Below are 17,547 nucleotides of genomic sequence, written 5' to 3'. Positions count from 1 at the left end.
TGTCTCTCTATTATGCCTCATATATTTTATCATACATGCATGAGAGGGAGGTGCTTTTCGATTGAAGGTGTACCGGAAGGATAAGAGTATCGTATTGGTCGGAAAGGCGTGGGAAGTGCGGGCTAAACTGAAAGAATACGGACGGACATTCCGCTATGTCGGAGATTGGATCACCGGACCTTAACAGTTGAAAACTTCGCGCCTTTATATTACGGTCAATAAAAGACTATAAAAAGGAGCGAAACGATGAGAAAACGCACACTGGGACATTCTGATTTAGAAATAAGCGAAATCGGGCTCGGCTGTATGTCGCTGGGCACGGATAAAGCTAAAGCGCTGTCTATTTTGGATGAAGCGATCGAGCTTGGAATCAATTATTTAGATACCGCTGATCTTTATGATTTCGGCAGAAATGAGGAAATTGTCGGGGAGGCCGTCAAAAACCGCAGGCACGACATCATTTTAGCCACGAAAGCCGGAAACCGCTGGAATGATGATAAAGACGGCTGGCATTGGGACGCTTCCAAAGGATACATAAAAGAAGCGGTCAAAAACAGCCTGCGCCGGCTGAAAACGGACTATATCGACCTTTATCAGCTGCATGGCGGCACGATGGAAGACCATATTGACGAAACGATCGAAGCATTTGAGGACTTAAAACAGGAAGGTGTCATCCGGTATTACGGCATTTCCTCGATTCGTCCGAATGTTATTAAAGAATATGTGAAAAAATCAAATATCACCAGCGTTATGATGCAATACAGCCTGCTGGACCGGCGTCCCGAGGAGTGGCTTCCCCTTTTAGAGGAGAACGGAATCAGCGTAGTCGCAAGAGGGCCTGTCGCTAAAGGGCTTCTTACGGAAAAACCGCTTGATCAAGCGGCCGCAAGCGTAAAAGAGAACGGCTATTTAACATATTCTTTTGCAGAACTGGAAGAAACCAAAAAAGCGATCAGCGCTGCCGCACCTGACTTGAGCATGACGGAGCTTTCTCTTCAATACTTACTGTCACAGCCGGCCGTCGCTTCTGTCATCACCGGAGCCAGCTCACTTGAGCAGCTGAGAGAAAACTGTTCGGCTGCAGAGGCCCGGCGTTTAAGCAGCCAGGAAATCAAAGCCCTGCAATACCATACAAAACGGGACGTATACGAAGCCCATCGTTCTTAAATAATAAAACCGGCACCTTTTCAGATGCCGGTTTATTTATATTTGTGCCAAGCGAGACTGCTTTCATTCAGCAGCTCTTCAAAGCTTTTATGTTTTTCTTTTTCTTTTCGTTTTCTGATTTGTTCCGCCTTTTGCTGCGCCTGTTTTTTCTCGTCTTCTTCCTTCAGCTCACTTTTCATTTGCAAAAGCCTGGCCTTCAGATCTTCCTCCAGATCGTCTTTTAAGCTGTGTTTTTCTTTAGGCAGCTGCTTTTTCATCATTACGCCCCCCGTATCTGAATATGGTGAAGCAAGTGTACCACGGAGCGCCGGAGGCCGGCAACGTTCACGGTCCTGAATAGCCGGAGGAGGGATTTTCCATATGAAAGGAGGGTGCCTGTGTGAAAAAATGGCTGGCGGTGTTCGGTTCGGCTTGCGCAGTCTTTTTGGCTGCCGGATTCGCTTTTACGAATCTGATTATGTTTATGAAGAAAAAGACGGATGAAGATATCATGAAAAAAGAAACGGCGGACGGGCATGATAGATTTGATTCCTTTCAGGCCATGGAAAAAGAAGAGGCCGTCATCCTGTCACGCCACGGGTATGAGATCAAAGGCTTTTACATCGCCCCGCATCATACGGCAAACACCATGATTATTTGTCACGGCGTTACCGTAAATTCGTTCAATTCATTGAAATACATGGATTTATTTTTAGATTTAGGATGGAATGTGCTCGTATATGACCACCGCGGGCACGGAAAAAGCGGCGGCAGAACGACGAGCTACGGCTATTTTGAAAAAGATGATTTGGAAGAAGCCGTGAATTGGGTGAGACACAAAACCGGAGACGGCGGTCAAATCGGCATCCACGGGGAATCGATGGGGGCGGTGACGGCCTTATTATACGCGGGCGGGCATCAGGATGAAAACGGCGCTGATTTTTATATTGCGGACTGTCCGTTCGCAAGCTTTCGCGATCAGCTCGCCTACAGGCTGAAACGGGAGTTCCGGCTGCCTCCGTGGCCGCTTCTGCCTTTGGCTGATTTCTTTTTGCGGATGAGAGAAGGCTACCGTATCCGTGATGTATCTCCTCTATCGGTTATCAGCCGCATCCGGCAGCCCGTGCTGTTTATTCACAGTAAGGAAGATGATTATATACCCTCCGCTTGTTCCGAATTGCTGCACCGCAAAAAAAGCGGCCCTAAGATGCTCTATCTGGCCGAATCGGGCGGGCATGCCATGTCGTACACCAAAAATCCGGAGAGCTACCGTAAAGCCGTTCAAACCTTTTTAGATACCATGACGCAAACGTAAAAAAGCGAAAGAACGTATGCTGGTTCTTTCGCTTTCCCGTCATAAAACGTCGGTAATCCCGTCCATATTTTCTCCGATCCAGTCAATGGCGAGGTCGATTGTCGTAAACTCCTGCGCTTTGAAGGTCATCTCATCCTGAAGCAGCCAGACATCCTTCTGAACGGATTCAGCGCCTCCGATGGACCAGTGCAGCAGACTGTACGGGTGGTTGTTGTTCAGAAAGGATACCCACGTTTTATGCTGTGCCGTCTGTTTAATGGCTTTCAGCTTTTGATTCACTTTCCGTTTCTCCCTGCTTTACTAATATGCTCATTCTCGGGCTCAGCATCTCTGCCGGGCTTTTTAAGACGAGCGTTTTTGCCTTTTCATTGTAATCGATTGTCATTTCCTCGTCAAAAAACACTTTTTGTGAGGTCTGGATGTAAAGCGGAAGTCCGTTGGTTTCAATGGCTTCGCATTGTCCCGTTAATTCGTCCGCCAGCCAGATGGTCGGCACGCCGCTCACCGCGCACCCGCAGCCTTCTGCGTCATAGCGGAGCTGCGCTTTTTTCCCCGGGTTGGCGTCCATTGCCTGCTGAAGTGTGTGTTTCGCCGCATCCGTCACATGTATTTGCATAGATGATCCTCCGTTTTTCATTTTCGCCATTGTAGCATACCGAGCCGCTGTATGCATTGTTTCTGCTTTCTTTACAGCAGCCCGCTCTCCCAGACCTTTGCCTCTTGTTCAGCCGCCTTGATCCAGTCATTTTTCCCTTCACTATACTTTGCCATATCGTATGGGTACGTCTTAGCGAGGTGCCGTTTCAGTTCCATGTATTGAGCCGCTTTTTCAGGCTTTGCGGTGAGGTAATCCCGGAACAGCAGATGACGCTTCACGTCCGGATGGCCTGTTTCGTATATGTGAACGTGGTGTGTGCGCTTGTTGCCGCCTTTTTGAAAGAAACGCCGGCCCTCTATCCCGTTTTCCCCTTTCGCCTCATAGCCGAGTGCTTCCAGTTGCGGACTGAATCGGTCAGCGTCCGAAATATCTTTAACCTCCGCCAGTATATCGATGACGGGTTTGGCGGCCATCCCTGGGATAGAGGTGCTGCCGATGTGGCTGACAGAATGAAGTGCTGGGCCGAAGATTCGGATCAAGTCCGTCTTCTCTCTTTCAAATATTTCTTTCCATTCCGGCTTGTACGGAACAACTTCCGCTTTCCTCTTCGGATAAAGATGAAAAAACGAGAGGGTCAGCCCTTCCGGCGTCTCTATCTGTCCGGCTTCTGTGAAACCTATTTTTAAATAGAGAGAGACTGCCGGAACGTTTTGGCTGGCGGTAGCCGCCTCTATTTTTTGGGCGTCCCGGTTTTGATTTATCACAAATTGAATAAGCGCCCGTCCGATTCCTTTCCGAAAGCCGGACGGGTGCACCGTCAGCCTGCATATGACAAGGTCATATCCCTTTTTTTCATACGAAATGACGCCTGCAAGCTGATCTTTTTCCTTGAAACCGGCAAACGTCTCCCGTGACCGCTGTATATCATCGGGTGTTTCATGCAGGGCGGGAATGCCGAAAAAGCCGATCAGCTCGGCTTCTTTTTGATAAGCGCAGCGCTGAACCGCCGCAATTTCCCGCGCGGTCTGTTCTTGTGTATGCTGTAAAAATGTAATCAATCTTCCGCCCCTTTTGACGCAAACATCCGCTGAGACTCCGTCTTCGTAATGCGGACCGCGTACGCTTCATACCAGGCGCTTTTTCCTTTTTGTTTTGCCGCCTGGTGGTCAGTATGATCTTTCCACCTTTTAATCGCTTCCAGGCTGTCCCAGTAGGAAACCGTGATGCCGCAGCCGTTTTCCTCCCGAACGCTTTCCGCACCTAAAAAGCCCGGCTGTCCGCCTGCCAAATTCATCATGCGCTCTGCCGTATGTTCATATTCCTCATCATATTTTCCCTTTATTGATGAAAAAATGACCGCATAATAGGGCGGTTTGGGCGTGTCAGCTAAAAAACCCATATTCATCCCCCTCTACATATATTTCACAAACAGAATCCGGTCTTCTCCCGGACCGTCATAATTCGCAAAAACAGGGATTCCGTTTACGGTTTTGGTTCCTTTTTCAGCTTCAAATCCTAATTTTGTATGATAAGCGATTGATACTTTATTGACAGGCGCCGTCACGCAATTGACTTTCGTGCAGCCCCTTTTCTTCACCGTCTCCATAAATCGGTCGTAGAGCTGTTTTCCAATTTGCATTTTTCTGAAATCCGGATGCACACCGGAAAAATGAATGTAGGCTGTCTCAGGGTCTGATTGTGACTGAAAACCGATTAAAAAACCGGTCATTCCCTCCGGCCCGTACGTGATAAAGCTTGTGTCCTGAAAATGTTCAAAAAACAAGCGCGGCAGTTTGTCTTTCATCTGCCTGCCGCCCCACCATTCATTCAAAACAGACGTAACCATTTCATAGTCTTCAGAGGTAATTGTTCGAATATCCATTATCGATTGACTCTCCTTTTCGTCCGGCAAAATGAATGTCAGCTCTTCTCATTGGAATATAAAAAATTATATGTGGGTTGTTTGCAATTGTAAATGATTTCTTTTCAAGCGAACGAATCAGCACGTCTTCCAGCCGGGGAATGATTTACCAGTATAAACGTGATCATTGTTCGGGTACAATGAAAAACAGAACAAATGTTCCCGGAGGTTTTTTTATGGCTGATATTCTTCTTGTAGATATGCAATCGTTTTATGCGTCTGTGGAAAAAGCGGAAGCGCCTCATCTCAAAAGCCGGCCCGTGATTGTCTCGGGAGATCCCGAAAGACGCAGCGGCGTCGTGCTTGCGGCTTGTCCGCTCGCCAAACGATACGGCGTAAAAAATGCCGAACGGCTGTGGGAAGCGCAGGCCAAATGTCCCGACGCCGTTATTGTCCGTCCGCGGATGCAGCGGTATATTGATGTATCCGTCATGATTACCGAACTGTTTGAACGGTATACCGATCTTGTAGAACCCTACTCCATCGATGAGCAGTTTCTCGACGTGACCGGAAGCAGGCGGCTGTTCGGTGATCCTTTTACAATTGCCAAAAGCATTCAGCAAGCGATTATGCGTGAATTCGGAATTTATGCCCGTGTCGGCATCGGGCCGAATAAGGCGCTCGCGAAAATGGCTTGCGACCATTTTGCCAAAAAAAACGCATCCGGCATCCACAGATTGGATATGTCAAATATCAGGCAGGATCTGTGGCCGCTGCCGGTCGGAAAATTATTCGGCATCGGAAAACGGATGGAGCATCATTTAAGACGGATGGGCATCAGCACAATCGGCGGGCTTGCCGGACACCCCGCCGAATTGCTGAAAAAACGCTGGGGCATTAACGGCGAATTGCTTCAGCGGACAGCCCGCGGCATCGATCCCTCTCCGGTCACCGTCAACACGCACAGCCGGCAAAAAGCGATCGGCCATAACATGACCCTCCCGAGAGACTACAGCCGCTTTGAGGATATCAAAGTCGTGCTGCTGGAGTTAAGCGAAGAAGTGGCCCGCCGCGCCCGTTTCAAACAATACATCGGCCATACGGTTTCGGTCAGCATCAGAGGCGCTGATTTTGAATTCCCTTCAGGTTTTCACAGACAGAGAAAGCTGGTGTCTCCGACTAATTTCGGAATGGATATTTTTAAAGCGGCGGTCAAGCTCTTCAAAGAGCATTGGAACGGTGAGCCCGTCCGCAGCGCCGGCGTCTCCCTTTCCCAGCTGGAGCCCTGTGATTATGTTCAGCTGAGCCTGTTCGATGCCCAGGAAAAAAAGATCAGTCTCGGCAAAGTATTGGATGATATTCATGAGCGGTACGGCCCTGCGTCGCTCCTCCATGCCGCTTCACTGACAGAGGCCGGCCAAGCCTTTCACCGGGCTGAAAAAATCGGCGGGCACTACAAATAATTTGAGGTGATATACATGAATCCGAACAAATTAACACCCGGGTATAATGTCATGTGGGAATCAAGCCGGATGATGCTGCCCGAACATCGGGAGCAGCTGCTTGCAAAAAAACGAAAAGAACGGGAATTCCGGCCTCCGGAACTGAGCGAAGAGCAACTGAACGACATGAACCGCATCATTGCGGCGTCAATTGAAGAAGACAGGGCCATTTCGGTCACCTACGCTTCCGCACACGGCCCCCGCCGCTTTTGGGGCTGGGTAAAACAAGTGATGCATGACGAAAAGCGTTTAAAAATCATAAACGATGAAGATGCGTTAACGCTGCCGTTTCATCGTATTCTCTCGGCCGAACTGGAATAAAAGCCTAAATCGTCCGACAGAAAATATGATAGAAGAGTGGGAGGATCACATGATATTTAGTAGAATAAAGATGAATGACAAGAATAGGAGAATATATGATGGATCAATTTATAGAAAAAATGCTGGGACAAGCCCTCCGCCAGTATGGACGGAATGTGTCGACAGATCCGCTGAGCCCCTATGAAAAACAGAGTTTAAAAAAAGCTTTAGAAGAAAGAAGGAATGAAGAACCCGATGAGGATCTCCATGCCCATGTAGAAGATATTATCTACGATTACGTCACCAATCAGGGGCAGTTTTCCTGACACGGACGTTTATGCACCGGGCGATAAGGGAAACGTCCGAGAGTAAACCCTTAAAGATTGCGTGGTGCAGGATATGCCTGTCGGGCCTTATTTCAGGATCGGCTATGCCGTTCTTCTGTTATTTCTCATCATTTATCTCGGAACATTAATAGACTTTTTGTTCCAGCCTGTTGTGATTACGGTTAAAACCTTGTTTCCGCCCATTGTATTATCGGGCGTCCTTTACTATTTGTGCCGCCCGCTCGTCAGAGTGCTGCATGCGAAATTAAAGCTGCCCGAAGGAATCGCGATTTTAGCGATTTATGCGGGAACAGCCGGCCTTTTTGTCCTCTTCCTTTATACGGCGGGCCCTGCCGTTCAAAAACAGTTTACAGCCTTCACAGATCATATTCCGGAGCTTTCCGCAAAAGCTGAAAATTGGATCGGGCATCTCCAGGACAGCAAATGGTTTTCCCGGCTTCAGCATGGGGATTCCTTTAAAAAATTAGCAGACAAAGCCGCAAATTATTCCGGTTCAATCGCTGATTCTCTCAGCAGCCTGGCCGGTACGGCTGCCAATGCCGCCATCACCGCAGCCATTATTCCGTTTGCGCTGTATTACATGTTAAAAGAAGGAAACAAAGCCCCTCGGCGACTGCTGCAGCTTCTTCCGGAAAAACATCAAAAAGAAGGAAAACAAATCCTTCGGGACATGGATGAAGCTCTCAGTTCATACATACAAGGACAGCTGCTCGTCAGTTTCTGTGTCGGCGTTCTCGTCACGATCGGCTATTTTATAATCGGGCTCGATTATCCGCTCGTTCTGGGCGCGTTCGCCATGGTGACAAACCTGATTCCGTTTATCGGGCCTTGGATCGGCACATTTCCCGGAGTCATTGTCGGATTGTTCGATTCACCGACCGAGGCGGTGCTGGTGATTACGGTCGTCGTCATTGTCCAGCAGCTTGAAAGCCAGCTGATTTCCCCGCAAATTATGGGACGGAAGCTGGACATTCACCCGCTGACCATTATTTTTCTTCTGCTTGCCGCCGGCAAATTCTCAGGAATTGCCGGGATGCTTCTGGCCATTCCGGGATATGCGGCCGCAAAAGTGGTCATAAGCCACATGCAGAAACTATTCATTCTCAGAAAAAAAACAAAGCTAGGAGAGAAATGATTCATCCCCCATGTCTTCACATCGGTCAAAATGAAAAAACGGCGGGCTGAAGAAGCCCGCCGCACACAGGTAAAAAAGATGAACATCGGTGATGTCATTTTTCAATTGATTTCATTTATTGCAGCCGCATTTTTCCTGTTTGCCGTGATATACGTATTCAGAAGCTTGAACAAGCGCCGCATACAATTGGACAGAATCGAAAAGAAACTCGACGCGCTGCGCGAAGAAAAAAACGAAAAGTTATAGTTCATTCAGAAGCAGGAGCAACGAGCTCCACTTTTATCCGATCCGGGTCCTCCGTGTATACGGCGTAATGCGTGCTTCCGCCTGCATATGGATGGCGGTCCCTGTAAAGCACGGGGCATCCTCTGGCAAGCAGCTTTTCTGTCATCTCGTCAACCTGCTCTTTTGATGCAGCATGAAAAGCCAGATGGTTCAGCCCGACCCGGCATCTGTGGTACTCCGGTGTTAAAAAACGCTCCTCTGTCTGTACAAGCACAACATAAAATCCTGCGTTTTTCCAGCTGATGCCGGAGTCCCAATTTTGAAATTCCCTATAACCGAGCTCACCTAAAAACCATCCCCAAAACCGGGCGGAGGCTTTCAAGTCAGATACATACAACTCAATATGATGCATCATAATATTCGCTTCCTCCTCCCATTACACCCGCCTTACCAGCACCTCTTCAACTTTATGGCCATCACCTTTTCTCAAAATCAAATCCGATCTGAATTTTGTCGGCAGGATATTTTCATACAGATTCGGACGGTTGACGCTCTCCCAAATGGAGGCGGCCATGGTATCCGCTTCTGCATCAGACAAATCCTTAAATTTATGAAAATAAGAAGCCGGATCCTGAAAAGCGGTTTCTCTTAAGAGGCGGAAACGCTCCAAATACCACGTGAAAATCCGGCTTTCTTCGGCATCCACATAGATCGAAAAATCAAAGAAATCCGATACAAAAATCCGCGGATCTTCCCTGTCGTCCTCTAAGGTCGGCGACTGCAGGACATTGATTCCTTCGATAATAACGATATCCGCACCTTCGACAACCTCGACGGCGCCCTCTTCCCTGTCATACGTAAGATGGGAGTATACGGGCGCCTCCACTCTCTCTTTCCCCGACTTTATATCGTTCAGAAACTCAAGCAGCGCTTTCACGTCGTAGCTTTCCGGGAATCCCTTTCTGGACAGAAGGTTTTTCCTTTTTAATTCCGCCGTCGGATACAAGAAACCGTCGGTTGTCACCAGGCTCACCTTCGGCCTGTCCGGCAGACGGGAAAGAAGCTTTTGCAAAATTCTCGCCGTCGTGCTTTTGCCGACGGCGACGCTGCCCGCGATTCCGATGATAAACGGGATTTTCGCTGAATGCGGATGCTTCAGAAACACATTGACATGCTGATTCCGTCTTGCGGCAGACGTGACATGAAGATGGAGCAGGCGCACAAGCGGAATGTAAATCGTTTCTACTTCTTCCACCGACAGGTAGTCATTCAGCCCCTCTACGGCCTTGGCTTCTTCCTCTGAAACGGCAATGGAAAGATGGCCGCCGAATCCGGCCCACGACTCGCGGCTGTGCTGCGTATACAATGTATGTAAGTTCAATTCTTTACTTTTCACAATTCACACCAATCTCTCTGTATGGCTTTCCGATAAAAAAACAAACGCTTACAAAGATTGTAACGGAAAACCGCTTCACTGTCTGCCCATTTTTTTCAAAAATGAGGAACCGATCCGGCTGTACTCTTCCATTTCCTCCTCCGGAACCATGCTTCCGCCGGTGCTCCACACAAGGTGCACGGCATTTTCCATCTCAAGCCCCCGCTCTTTTATATAACGGTTTCCGGCTTCGGTCTGAACGACCTTGACGGCCCCGGCCAGTCCGGCGAGTGCAGAGGGTTCAAGGCTCTTATTCTCGGCCGCCCTTAATTGATAAAGCAGCGAAAAAAGCGTGCCGTCATCGGCGGTATAACAGCCGCTGAGTATAGGTTCCATCAGAGGGCCGGCCAGTCCGGACGGCCTTCCCACCGCAAGTCCGTCGGCGGCCGTTTGATTATCAAGACCGATATCCTGCACGCTGATTCCGTCATGCAAGCCGGAAAACAGTCCTAACAGCATACACGGTGAATGCGTCGGCTCACCGAAAAAAATATGGACATGCTCGCCATAGATCAGCTTTAGCGCAAGCGCGACGCCCCCCGGGCCTCCTCCGACCCCGCATGGCAAATAAACGAAAAGCGGTTCATCTGCATCAGGCTTTATGTTCATTTGATCGAGCTGCTTTTTCACACGGCTTCCCGCAACGGCATACCCCAAAAACAGATCCCGGGAATGCTCATCATCAATAAAATAACAATAAGGGTCCTGCTTCGCCTGCATGCGCCCCTCTTTGACAGCCAGACTGTAGTCTGCTTCATATTCGATGACGCGAACCCCCTTTTCCCGGAGCAGCTCCTTTTTCCACTGCTTTGCGTCACTGGACATATGAACGGTCACACAAAAGCCGAGCTTCGCGCCGATTATGCCGATACTCAGACCTAAATTGCCCGTAGAGCCGACGGCTATAGAGTATTTTGAGAAAAAAGCGGTAAACCGTTCTTCAGTCAATATGCTGTAATCGTCGTCTGCTGAGAGCATTCCCGCTTTTACCGCGAGATCTTCGGCATGCTTCAGCACTTCGTAAATCCCGCCGCGCGCTTTAATGGAACCGGAAATCGGAAGTTCGTCGTCGCATTTCAAAAGCAGACGCCCGGGGAAAGCCTGAGCGGCGCTGTGTTCCAGATGCTTCTTCATTTCATTAATCAAGACAAGCGGAGATTCAATGAGGCCTCCCTCCGCTTCCGTCTCCGGAAAAGCCGACGCGATATAAGGCGCAAACCGGCGCAGCCTTTCTTCCGCTTCGGCAATCTCCTTTTTCCATTCAGCGCCATGCTTTACTGGATCATCGGTTTTATGCGGATTGATCCAAAATACTTCACGCGCCTCCGCCATTTGCCTGACTAGAGGCTCTGCCATCAATGCCTTGTGTATATCCCGGTCGGACATTCCTTTTTCCCCCTTGTTACTTTTTCTTTAATGCGCGGCCGGCCAGTTTTTCTGTAAACGATGGGAAAAGCTGATACAGCTTCGTCCCGAGGCTCATCCATCGCGGAAGATTCATTTCCCGTTTATCCGTCAGAATCACGGATGTAATGCGCTCTGCCACATGGTCGGCATCAAGCATCCATCTGCCGACGCTTTTCACATAACCGCCCTCTTTATCTGCAATTGTAAAGAAGTCTGTTTTGATCGGACCGGGATTAACCGTTGTCACAGCTACACCCGTACCGGCCAGCTCAAGCCGCAGCGCATTGGAATACCCTAACACGGCGTGCTTCGTTGCAGAATAAAGGCTTGATTTCGGCGTCGCCAATTTGCCGGCCTGTGAGGCGATATTGATAATATGGCCGCTTTTCGCATGAAGCATCACAGGAAGACAGGCCTTCGTACAGGCGATTAATCCGAAGACGTTGACTTCAAACATTGCCTTCATATCATCCAAAGATGAATCAGCGGCCGTTTCAAAAATGCCGAAGCCGGCGTTGTTGATTAATACGTCAACATGACCGATCAAACGCCTTACGTTTTCAGCCTCTTCTGCATACCGGACGTCAAACGGAACGACATCACACTGTCCGCCGCACGCGGTAATCGTCTTTTTCACTTCCTGCAAGCGGTCCTCCCGCCTGGCGGATAAAAAAACATGAGCCCCTTCTGCCGCGCAAGAATATGCAAGCCGTTCTCCGAGTCCGCCGGATGCTCCGGTGATCCAAATCCGCTTATCCGTTAATCTGCTCATTTCCTTCACCCCTTCACAGCTTTAAACTTCAGAGTGTTCCCCGACTGAAAGGATACAGCCTTCCCTTCGGCGGCCAGCACGTCAAGATGGCCGATCGTTTCTGACATCGTTAAAAACAATTCATTTTCATACACAGCCGGAAACAGCCGCCGGCATACCTGGAAAGCCGTCAGTGTTTCCTCTGACAACAGGCGCAGCACATATTCCGACCGATTTCTCTGTTTTTCAAGCCGCCTGTCAAAAGCAGGCTTTACGTCTGTCAGCAGATCGCCGTGTCCCGGATATAAAAAGGACGGGTTTACGTCATACAGCCGCTTCATTGAGTTCAAGTAGTCGAGCATCGGGGCCGCGCGCACGCCCCCCTTTTCCGGAGCTTCCAGAATCGGATTGGTGGAGCTGTTGGACAAAAGCAGATCGCCGCTGAACATTTCACCGCTTTTTTCATGGTAGAGCGCAATGTGAGAAGCGGCATGACCCGGGATTTCGAGCACCGTCCAGCCGTTAAGCCCGTCAATTTTTCCGCCTTCCCTCACTGTTTTCGTTAACGGACGGTTTGCAGAAAATAAGTATGACAGCTTAACTGTTTTATGTATGTCTTCGGGCGTCAGAGGAACGCCCATTTCTGTCATAAGCGACAGAAAAAAATCCTCCTGCCGGGCGATATACGACTGGTTCTGAGTAATGTACCTGTCATTCAGCGGATGTCCGATCACTTCCGTATCCTCAGAAAAAAGGTGCAGCAGACCTGAATGATCTGCGTGATGATGAGTGAGCACCACCTGTTCTATATCCGCCGCAGAAACCCCGTGTTCCTTAAGCTGCAATGAGAGCGATTCAGCCGCTTCCTTTGTATTCGGGCCGCAATCAATAAGGGTTAGGGCTTCATCTTTTACTAAATAAACGATAACGTCGCCGACTGCAAACGGAGTCGGCACACGTATCGGAATGATCTTTCTCGCTGCCATGTTTACGCTCCTTCGTTCTTTTCATTCCTGAATAATCATATTTTAGCGTTTTCTTTTCACTGTGTCATTATTGCCGCATATCGGAAAAAAAGATTGACATCCCGCTCTTGCGCATAGCATAATGAACAACAAACTAGAAAACACGGAACGCGATGACGAGGAACTAGTATATAAACAACGGCAGCAGAGAGCAATGTCCCCGGCTGAAAGACATTGCGGCCCTCTTGTTTACAGAACCTGCCCTCAGAGCGGTTAGGAAAACCTAAACGTATCCCCTCGTTACGGGATTTGAGCTGAGCACGGCTGATTCGTGCTAATGTAAGGTGGTACCGCGAAACCTTTTCGTCCTTTTTGACGGGAAGGTTTTTTTGTGTTTTGAGAAGAAGGAGGATTTATATGAAGAAAATCGGTTTTATCGGGGCCGGATCAATGGCGGAAGCAATGGTGAACGGACTGCTGCAAAGCGGAATGACAGCCCCCGGACATATATATATGACAAACCGGTCAAATGACAGCCGGCTTGAAGAGCTCCAAAAAACGTACGGAGTAAAACCGTGCCGGGATAAAGAAGAGTTTTTCAGCAATACCGACATTCTCGTTCTCGCCTTTAAACCGAAAGATGCGGCAGAAAGCATTGAGAACATTCGCGAATACGTGAAAGATCAGCTTGTGATTTCTGTCATCGCAGGGCTGACGATTCACACGATTCAGCAATATTTCGGCAGAAAGCTCACCATCATCCGGGCGATGCCGAATACATCCGCGGCCATTCAGCAATCGGCGACCGGTTTTTCCGCAAGCTCCGAGGCGAGTGAAGCTGAAATCCGGACGGCAAAAGAGCTTCTGGAAACAATCGGAGAAGCGACGCGCTTTGAAGAAAAACACCTTGACGCCGTCACAGCCATTGCCGGAAGCGGTCCCGCCTATGTGTACCGGTATGTCGAAGCAATGGAAAAGGCCGCCCTTCAAGCCGGCCTGCCGGAAGAAACGGCAAAAGAGCTGATTTTACAAACCATGGCCGGGGCGACGGAAATGCTCAGAACAAGCAGCAAACGGCCTGAACGCCTGCGCAAGGAAATCACAAGCCCGGGCGGCACGACTGAAGCAGGCCTTCGCGCATTAGAAGAGCGCCGCTTTGAAGAAGCCATCATGCACTGCATCGCAGAAACCGCAGCACGGAGCGCCGAAATTAAAGAACAATTCGCAGGCTCCGTTCTGCAAAAGACGGACCAGTGATAAAGCATGGGGCTTCCCATGCTTTTTTCATTCTGTTTAACTGCCGTATAAGCGGCTGATTCTCTCTTTTACTTCAGGAAGATGGAATGTGGCTTCGTGCATGTTCACCTCTTCCTCAACCGCTTTTGTCAGCTCTCTTTTGATCCGTGCGGTCACATTGGTTTTCAGCGCAACCAGTGAGGCTCTCGGTTTATCCGCCAGCAGCCGGGCTAATTCGCGGCCTCTTTGAAGGACGTCTTTTTTCGGCAGCACTTCAAACGGAACTCCCCGTTTTTCCAGAGCGGCGCCGCTGAAATTCGCGGCAGTAAACAGCATTTCTTCCCCGAGGACAATTCCCAGTTTTTCAGGCACAATATACGTCGCGCCCATTCCCGGTGTAAATCCGTACTTCATATAATTACAAGAATAAAAACTCTCTCTGCTTAAAATCACGAAATCCGCGCTCAGACCGATCGTAAAGCCGGCTCCGATCGCATGCCCCTGCATGACGGAAATCACGGGAATCCTGCAATCCAATAAAAGACTGTGAAGCTTTAAATCTGTAAATTGGAGCTTTCCGCTCTGAATGGTCAAAAGCCCCTCCTGCGTTCCTCCCGTGCAGAAATAATTTCCGTAACCCGTCAGAAGGACGGTTTTATAGGACGGATGGGCATTGATGTCTTGGAATACACGGTGCAGCTCTCTGACAAACTCTTCTGACAGCCCGTTTTTCCCGGCCGTATCCTGCATTGTGACCTGCACAATGCCCGGTTCTGTTTCCTGTACATTAATCATTGGATTCATGTTTATTCTCCGTTTCTTTAAAAATACTCAAGCCTTTCCGGCTCTGAGTGTTTCTGATATTAAGTCGTCCATTCATACTTTCTGTGAAACTCTTTTATTTCAGTCAGCACCAATCGTGTTTTTCCTTGATGCGCATTCGGGATGTCTGCTGCGGGCGCGGCATTTCTTGTGCCGAATTTTACGATACCGCTGTCTTGGAGCAGCCGGTCATAATCAGCCATCGATAAACGGACGCGTTCATCCAAATGCCGGCTGATCTGAAATTGATTCTGCCGCGTACGGCTTTGCGGCATAACGACACCGCTGTAAAATTCAGAGCAGCAGCCCGAACCGTATGAAAAACAGCCGACGCGTTTCGGCGTTTCAAAAGAGCCGTTATCAATCGTGCTGGCAAGAGATAAAAATACGGTGGCCCCCATGATGTTGCCGACGCGCTGACAGTATTGAATCCCAGGCAGCACGCGTTGCTGAAAATCCGCTTCAATGTCTTGCGGCGTAGCCTTTGCCAATTTTCTCATCATCGTCCGATGCGCTCCTTTTACCATTCCGCCAAACGGAGTATGAAAAGAAAGGTATTGAAATGTATTCTTATAATCCGCCCCGCTCACACGCTTTCGGTATTCCTGAAATGATTTTTCACAGCAGTCCAAATAAGACATGAGCGACAGATCAGCATCCCCCGCTTCACTATCCGGAATCGGACGGCAGGTATCCATGACTTCATACCCGTAATACCCGCTTGCGCCTTGATCAAGCAAAAAGACATGAGGGGTGCTGCTGACTAAAAGCGCCACAGCTCCCGCCCCCGCACTCGGTTCGGCATAGGACCATTCCTCCGTCAACGCGTCACCGCCTTCAGCCACTAAAAAGCGGGAAATATCCGTTCCGATGATGAGCGCTTTCGCTCCCGGCGATGTTTGCGATAAGATGAAATTCACGCCCATTTGAAACCCGGCCGTTAAAGAATAGCAAGCCTGTTTCACCTCAAATAACCGGCAATTCCGCTTCAGCTGCAAATAATCATGGACGTATGTACTGATGGATTTGCCAAAATCAATCCCGGATTCCGTACAGGTGATGACCATTTCAATCTGATTCCGTTCCTCTTCTGACAGAGAGTCGATAATCGGTTTTGCGGCATTTACGGCGAACGTAATCGGATCTTCAAACGGAAGCGCCACCACTTTTTCTTTCATCAGCAGGTTCTCAAACCTTTTTTTATCCAAGTTCCGATGTTCCGCAAGCTCCATGACGTCTACATACGCGGTTCCGCCAAACACGTTCATTGCTTCAATTCCTACATTCATTTCTCCAAGCCCCCAGAGTAAAGAGGCTTCCTGTGGAAGCCTCTTTTATTTTTCCGTTCAAAACTCAACAAGCAGCCTGTCAACGCCGTGAAATACAGGGCTCGGAACCAGATTAGGCTCTTGATCCTCAGTAAAACGCCATGCGGACATCTGTTCAAAAAAGTGGGAAAGCGCGATTTTCGCTTCAAGCCGGGCCAGCGGCGCTCCTAAACAATAATGGCTGCCCTGACCGAATGACAGATGCTGATTCGGCTTTCGTCCCAAGTCAATCTGATCGGCATTTTCAAACTTCTTTTCATCTCTGTTCGCCGATCCAATCCACGCATACACTTTTTCTCCGGCCGGAATCGTTTTTCCGCCAATCTCGCTCTCAACCGCAGTGTAGCGGGTTACCCGCTGAATGGAAGGTCTGAGGCGGATGACTTCCTCAATAAAGTCAGGAAGGAGCGCCTTGTTTTCAAGCAGCCGGGGCAGAATGTGCGGGAACTCCTTGAGACTGAGAAATGAATTTCCGATCACATTTTCCGTCGTTACGTGCCCCGCGACGATCAACAAGCCGCAAAAACCGATTAATTGCTTGTCTGACAGCGGCTCTCCGTCTAAATCAGCTGAAATTAAATGGCTGATTAAATCATTTTGCGGCTGTTTTCTCCGCTGTAAAATAAACTGCATGAAGTATCCGATCATCTGCTTTTGCACTTCATTCATTTTCTTTTCATCTTTTACATTCTGGCTTTGGTCGACCCAGCTTTTAAAGATATCTCTGTCTTTCGGAGGGAATCCTAAAAGCTCTGCGATCACGATAATCGGAAGCGGAAATGCGTAATCTTCAATAATGTCCATCCTGCCTTTTGAACGGACGGCCTGAAGCAGGTCATCAGCGATAGCGGCTATACGCGGTGCAAGAGACTCAACCGATTTCGGCATGAACGGCTGATTGACCAATTTTCTGAAGACGGTGTGTTCAGGCGGGTCCATTTTCAAAAGGCTGTCTTTGTTAATATGCCGGATCATTTTTTCCTGCTTGTCCGCACTTAAGTATTTATGATCGGAAGAAAAATGACTGTAGTCAGAAATCACCCGCTTCACTTCATCATAGGTGAAGATTTCCCAGCAATCTTCCTTTTCATTGTAATGAACGGGAGAGGTTTCTCTCATCGTTTGGTACCACTTGTACGGCTGCTGCTGTCTGATTTTTGTTAAACTGGTCATT

22 protein-coding genes and 1 pseudogene are annotated in these 17,547 nt (G+C 48.9%); 9 read left to right on the top strand and 14 right to left on the bottom strand.

The genetic code is table 11. The features are described 5' to 3' along the window. Positions 1–61 precede the first annotated feature (61 nt). Positions 62–184, top strand: a complete 123-nt coding sequence (gene mciZ, locus ABK447_RS08300) for a Z-ring formation inhibitor MciZ (RefSeq protein WP_003153315.1) — start codon at positions 62–64, stop codon at positions 182–184. 62 nt (positions 185–246) lie between these two features. After that, a complete protein-coding gene (locus ABK447_RS08295) occupies positions 247–1,167 on the top strand; it encodes an aldo/keto reductase (protein WP_012117903.1) in 921 nt (306 codons plus the stop codon). Between the two features lie 32 nt (positions 1,168–1,199). Here the strand turns inward: ABK447_RS08295 and ABK447_RS08290 are convergent, their stop codons facing one another. Next, a complete protein-coding gene (locus tag ABK447_RS08290) occupies positions 1,200–1,424 on the bottom strand; it encodes a YqkE family protein (protein WP_033574749.1) in 225 nt (74 codons plus the stop codon). A gap of 122 nt (positions 1,425–1,546) precedes the next feature. Between ABK447_RS08290 and ABK447_RS08285 the strand changes: the two genes are divergently transcribed. Continuing rightward, complete coding sequence (locus ABK447_RS08285) at positions 1,547–2,461, top strand: alpha/beta hydrolase (RefSeq protein ID WP_025284954.1); 915 nt, start codon at positions 1,547–1,549, stop codon at positions 2,459–2,461. A gap of 39 nt (positions 2,462–2,500) precedes the next feature. On the opposite strand, the gene ABK447_RS08280 is transcribed toward ABK447_RS08285, so the two are convergent. From ABK447_RS08280 to ABK447_RS08260, 5 genes and pseudogenes are all read right to left on the bottom strand, one after another. Next, positions 2,501–2,740, bottom strand: a complete 240-nt coding sequence (locus ABK447_RS08280; protein ID WP_003153307.1) for a DUF2552 family protein — start codon at positions 2,738–2,740, stop codon at positions 2,501–2,503. After that, complete coding sequence (locus tag ABK447_RS08275; RefSeq protein ID WP_014305346.1) at positions 2,715–3,077, bottom strand: iron-sulfur cluster biosynthesis family protein; 363 nt, start codon at positions 3,075–3,077, stop codon at positions 2,715–2,717. Before ABK447_RS08275 ends, ABK447_RS08280 begins: the two co-directional genes overlap by 26 nt. Positions 3,078–3,151: 74 nt before the next feature. Continuing rightward, a pseudogene (locus ABK447_RS08270) lies at positions 3,152–4,117 on the bottom strand (GNAT family N-acetyltransferase); the annotation flags it as partial. Beyond that, a complete protein-coding gene (locus tag ABK447_RS08265) occupies positions 4,114–4,458 on the bottom strand; it encodes an antibiotic biosynthesis monooxygenase (RefSeq protein ID WP_007409393.1) in 345 nt (114 codons plus the stop codon). The pseudogene ABK447_RS08270 and the gene ABK447_RS08265, both read right to left, overlap by 4 nt. A 12-nt stretch (positions 4,459–4,470) precedes the next feature. Further along, positions 4,471–4,941 (bottom strand): GNAT family N-acetyltransferase, encoded by a 471-nt coding sequence (locus ABK447_RS08260; RefSeq protein ID WP_012117908.1) that lies wholly within the window; start codon positions 4,939–4,941, stop codon positions 4,471–4,473. A gap of 215 nt (positions 4,942–5,156) precedes the next feature. Here ABK447_RS08260 and ABK447_RS08255 point away from each other — a divergent pair, with 215 nt between their 5' ends. From ABK447_RS08255 to ABK447_RS08235, 5 genes are all read left to right on the top strand, one after another. Then, positions 5,157–6,383 (top strand): DNA polymerase IV, encoded by a 1,227-nt coding sequence (locus ABK447_RS08255; RefSeq protein WP_015240144.1) that lies wholly within the window; start codon positions 5,157–5,159, stop codon positions 6,381–6,383. A gap of 15 nt (positions 6,384–6,398) precedes the next feature. After that, complete coding sequence (locus ABK447_RS08250) at positions 6,399–6,743, top strand: YolD-like family protein (RefSeq protein ID WP_017418082.1); 345 nt, start codon at positions 6,399–6,401, stop codon at positions 6,741–6,743. A 98-nt stretch (positions 6,744–6,841) separates the two neighbouring features. Further along, a complete protein-coding gene (locus ABK447_RS08245) occupies positions 6,842–7,048 on the top strand; it encodes a YqzH family protein (protein WP_003153294.1) in 207 nt (68 codons plus the stop codon). A gap of 73 nt (positions 7,049–7,121) precedes the next feature. Then, positions 7,122–8,204, top strand: a complete 1,083-nt coding sequence (locus tag ABK447_RS08240; protein WP_033574766.1) for an AI-2E family transporter — start codon at positions 7,122–7,124, stop codon at positions 8,202–8,204. Positions 8,205–8,282: 78 nt separating this feature from the next. Then, positions 8,283–8,450, top strand: coding sequence for a DUF4083 family protein (locus tag ABK447_RS08235; protein ID WP_007409388.1), 168 nt, complete (start codon positions 8,283–8,285; stop codon positions 8,448–8,450). Position 8,451: 1 nt separating this feature from the next. Here the strand turns inward: ABK447_RS08235 and ABK447_RS08230 are convergent, their stop codons facing one another. From ABK447_RS08230 to ABK447_RS08210, 5 genes are all read right to left on the bottom strand, one after another. Further along, positions 8,452–8,841 (bottom strand): VOC family protein, encoded by a 390-nt coding sequence (locus tag ABK447_RS08230; protein WP_025284959.1) that lies wholly within the window; start codon positions 8,839–8,841, stop codon positions 8,452–8,454. Between the two features lie 24 nt (positions 8,842–8,865). Then, on the bottom strand, positions 8,866–9,825 hold the full coding sequence (coaA, locus tag ABK447_RS08225; protein WP_003153290.1) for a type I pantothenate kinase: 960 nt from the start codon (positions 9,823–9,825) through the stop codon (positions 8,866–8,868). Positions 9,826–9,900: 75 nt separating this feature from the next. Further along, positions 9,901–11,250: a D-serine ammonia-lyase gene (dsdA, locus tag ABK447_RS08220; RefSeq protein ID WP_038464056.1), complete on the bottom strand. Its 1,350-nt coding sequence runs from the start codon at positions 11,248–11,250 to the stop codon at positions 9,901–9,903. A gap of 16 nt (positions 11,251–11,266) precedes the next feature. Further along, on the bottom strand, positions 11,267–12,043 hold the full coding sequence (locus ABK447_RS08215; RefSeq protein ID WP_012117914.1) for an SDR family NAD(P)-dependent oxidoreductase: 777 nt from the start codon (positions 12,041–12,043) through the stop codon (positions 11,267–11,269). Positions 12,044–12,048: 5 nt separating this feature from the next. After that, positions 12,049–13,008: an MBL fold metallo-hydrolase gene (locus ABK447_RS08210; RefSeq protein ID WP_025284961.1), complete on the bottom strand. Its 960-nt coding sequence runs from the start codon at positions 13,006–13,008 to the stop codon at positions 12,049–12,051. Between the two features lie 396 nt (positions 13,009–13,404). Between ABK447_RS08210 and proC the strand changes: the two genes are divergently transcribed. After that, complete coding sequence (gene proC, locus ABK447_RS08205; protein ID WP_007409383.1) at positions 13,405–14,244, top strand: pyrroline-5-carboxylate reductase; 840 nt, start codon at positions 13,405–13,407, stop codon at positions 14,242–14,244. 36 nt (positions 14,245–14,280) lie between these two features. Here the strand turns inward: proC and ABK447_RS08200 are convergent, their stop codons facing one another. The 3 genes from ABK447_RS08200 to ABK447_RS08190 are packed head-to-tail and all read right to left on the bottom strand — an operon-like array spanning position 14,281 to position 17,546. Beyond that, on the bottom strand, positions 14,281–15,027 hold the full coding sequence (locus ABK447_RS08200; RefSeq protein WP_033574754.1) for a polyketide synthase: 747 nt from the start codon (positions 15,025–15,027) through the stop codon (positions 14,281–14,283). Positions 15,028–15,086: 59 nt separating this feature from the next. Further along, positions 15,087–16,334, bottom strand: a complete 1,248-nt coding sequence (locus ABK447_RS08195) for a hydroxymethylglutaryl-CoA synthase family protein (protein ID WP_033574755.1) — start codon at positions 16,332–16,334, stop codon at positions 15,087–15,089. 57 nt (positions 16,335–16,391) lie between these two features. Then, positions 16,392–17,546, bottom strand: coding sequence for a cytochrome P450 (locus tag ABK447_RS08190; RefSeq protein ID WP_015417767.1), 1,155 nt, complete (start codon positions 17,544–17,546; stop codon positions 16,392–16,394). Position 17,547: the final 1 nt, after the last annotated feature.

This window comes from Bacillus sp. hwrm1 (genome assembly GCF_040207805.1).
GTDB classification, from domain to species: domain Bacteria; phylum Bacillota; class Bacilli; order Bacillales; family Bacillaceae; genus Bacillus; species Bacillus velezensis.
The sequence above is the reverse complement of the archived record's forward strand: the minus strand, read 5'-3'. Positions and strand labels throughout refer to the sequence as shown.

Coding starts and splice junctions, on each gene's coding strand:
- ABK447_RS08295 (WP_012117903.1), top strand. CDS start 247: ATGAGAAAACGCACACTGGGACATTCTGATTTAGAAATAAGCGAAATC.
- ABK447_RS08290 (WP_033574749.1), bottom strand. CDS start 1,424: ATGAAAAAGCAGCTGCCTAAAGAAAAACACAGCTTAAAAGACGATCTG.
- ABK447_RS08275 (WP_014305346.1), bottom strand. CDS start 3,077: ATGCAAATACATGTGACGGATGCGGCGAAACACACACTTCAGCAGGCA.
- ABK447_RS08265 (WP_007409393.1), bottom strand. CDS start 4,458: ATGGGTTTTTTAGCTGACACGCCCAAACCGCCCTATTATGCGGTCATT.
- ABK447_RS08260 (WP_012117908.1), bottom strand. CDS start 4,941: ATGGATATTCGAACAATTACCTCTGAAGACTATGAAATGGTTACGTCT.
- ABK447_RS08255 (WP_015240144.1), top strand. CDS start 5,157: ATGGCTGATATTCTTCTTGTAGATATGCAATCGTTTTATGCGTCTGTG.
- ABK447_RS08250 (WP_017418082.1), top strand. CDS start 6,399: ATGAATCCGAACAAATTAACACCCGGGTATAATGTCATGTGGGAATCA.
- ABK447_RS08245 (WP_003153294.1), top strand. CDS start 6,842: ATGGATCAATTTATAGAAAAAATGCTGGGACAAGCCCTCCGCCAGTAT.
- ABK447_RS08240 (WP_033574766.1), top strand. CDS start 7,122: ATGCCTGTCGGGCCTTATTTCAGGATCGGCTATGCCGTTCTTCTGTTA.
- ABK447_RS08235 (WP_007409388.1), top strand. CDS start 8,283: ATGAACATCGGTGATGTCATTTTTCAATTGATTTCATTTATTGCAGCC.
- ABK447_RS08230 (WP_025284959.1), bottom strand. CDS start 8,841: ATGCATCATATTGAGTTGTATGTATCTGACTTGAAAGCCTCCGCCCGG.
- dsdA (WP_038464056.1), bottom strand. CDS start 11,250: ATGTCCGACCGGGATATACACAAGGCATTGATGGCAGAGCCTCTAGTC.
- ABK447_RS08215 (WP_012117914.1), bottom strand. CDS start 12,043: ATGAGCAGATTAACGGATAAGCGGATTTGGATCACCGGAGCATCCGGC.
- ABK447_RS08210 (WP_025284961.1), bottom strand. CDS start 13,008: ATGGCAGCGAGAAAGATCATTCCGATACGTGTGCCGACTCCGTTTGCA.
- proC (WP_007409383.1), top strand. CDS start 13,405: ATGAAGAAAATCGGTTTTATCGGGGCCGGATCAATGGCGGAAGCAATG.
- ABK447_RS08200 (WP_033574754.1), bottom strand. CDS start 15,027: ATGAATCCAATGATTAATGTACAGGAAACAGAACCGGGCATTGTGCAG.
- ABK447_RS08195 (WP_033574755.1), bottom strand. CDS start 16,334: ATGAATGTAGGAATTGAAGCAATGAACGTGTTTGGCGGAACCGCGTAT.
- ABK447_RS08190 (WP_015417767.1), bottom strand. CDS start 17,546: ATGACCAGTTTAACAAAAATCAGACAGCAGCAGCCGTACAAGTGGTAC.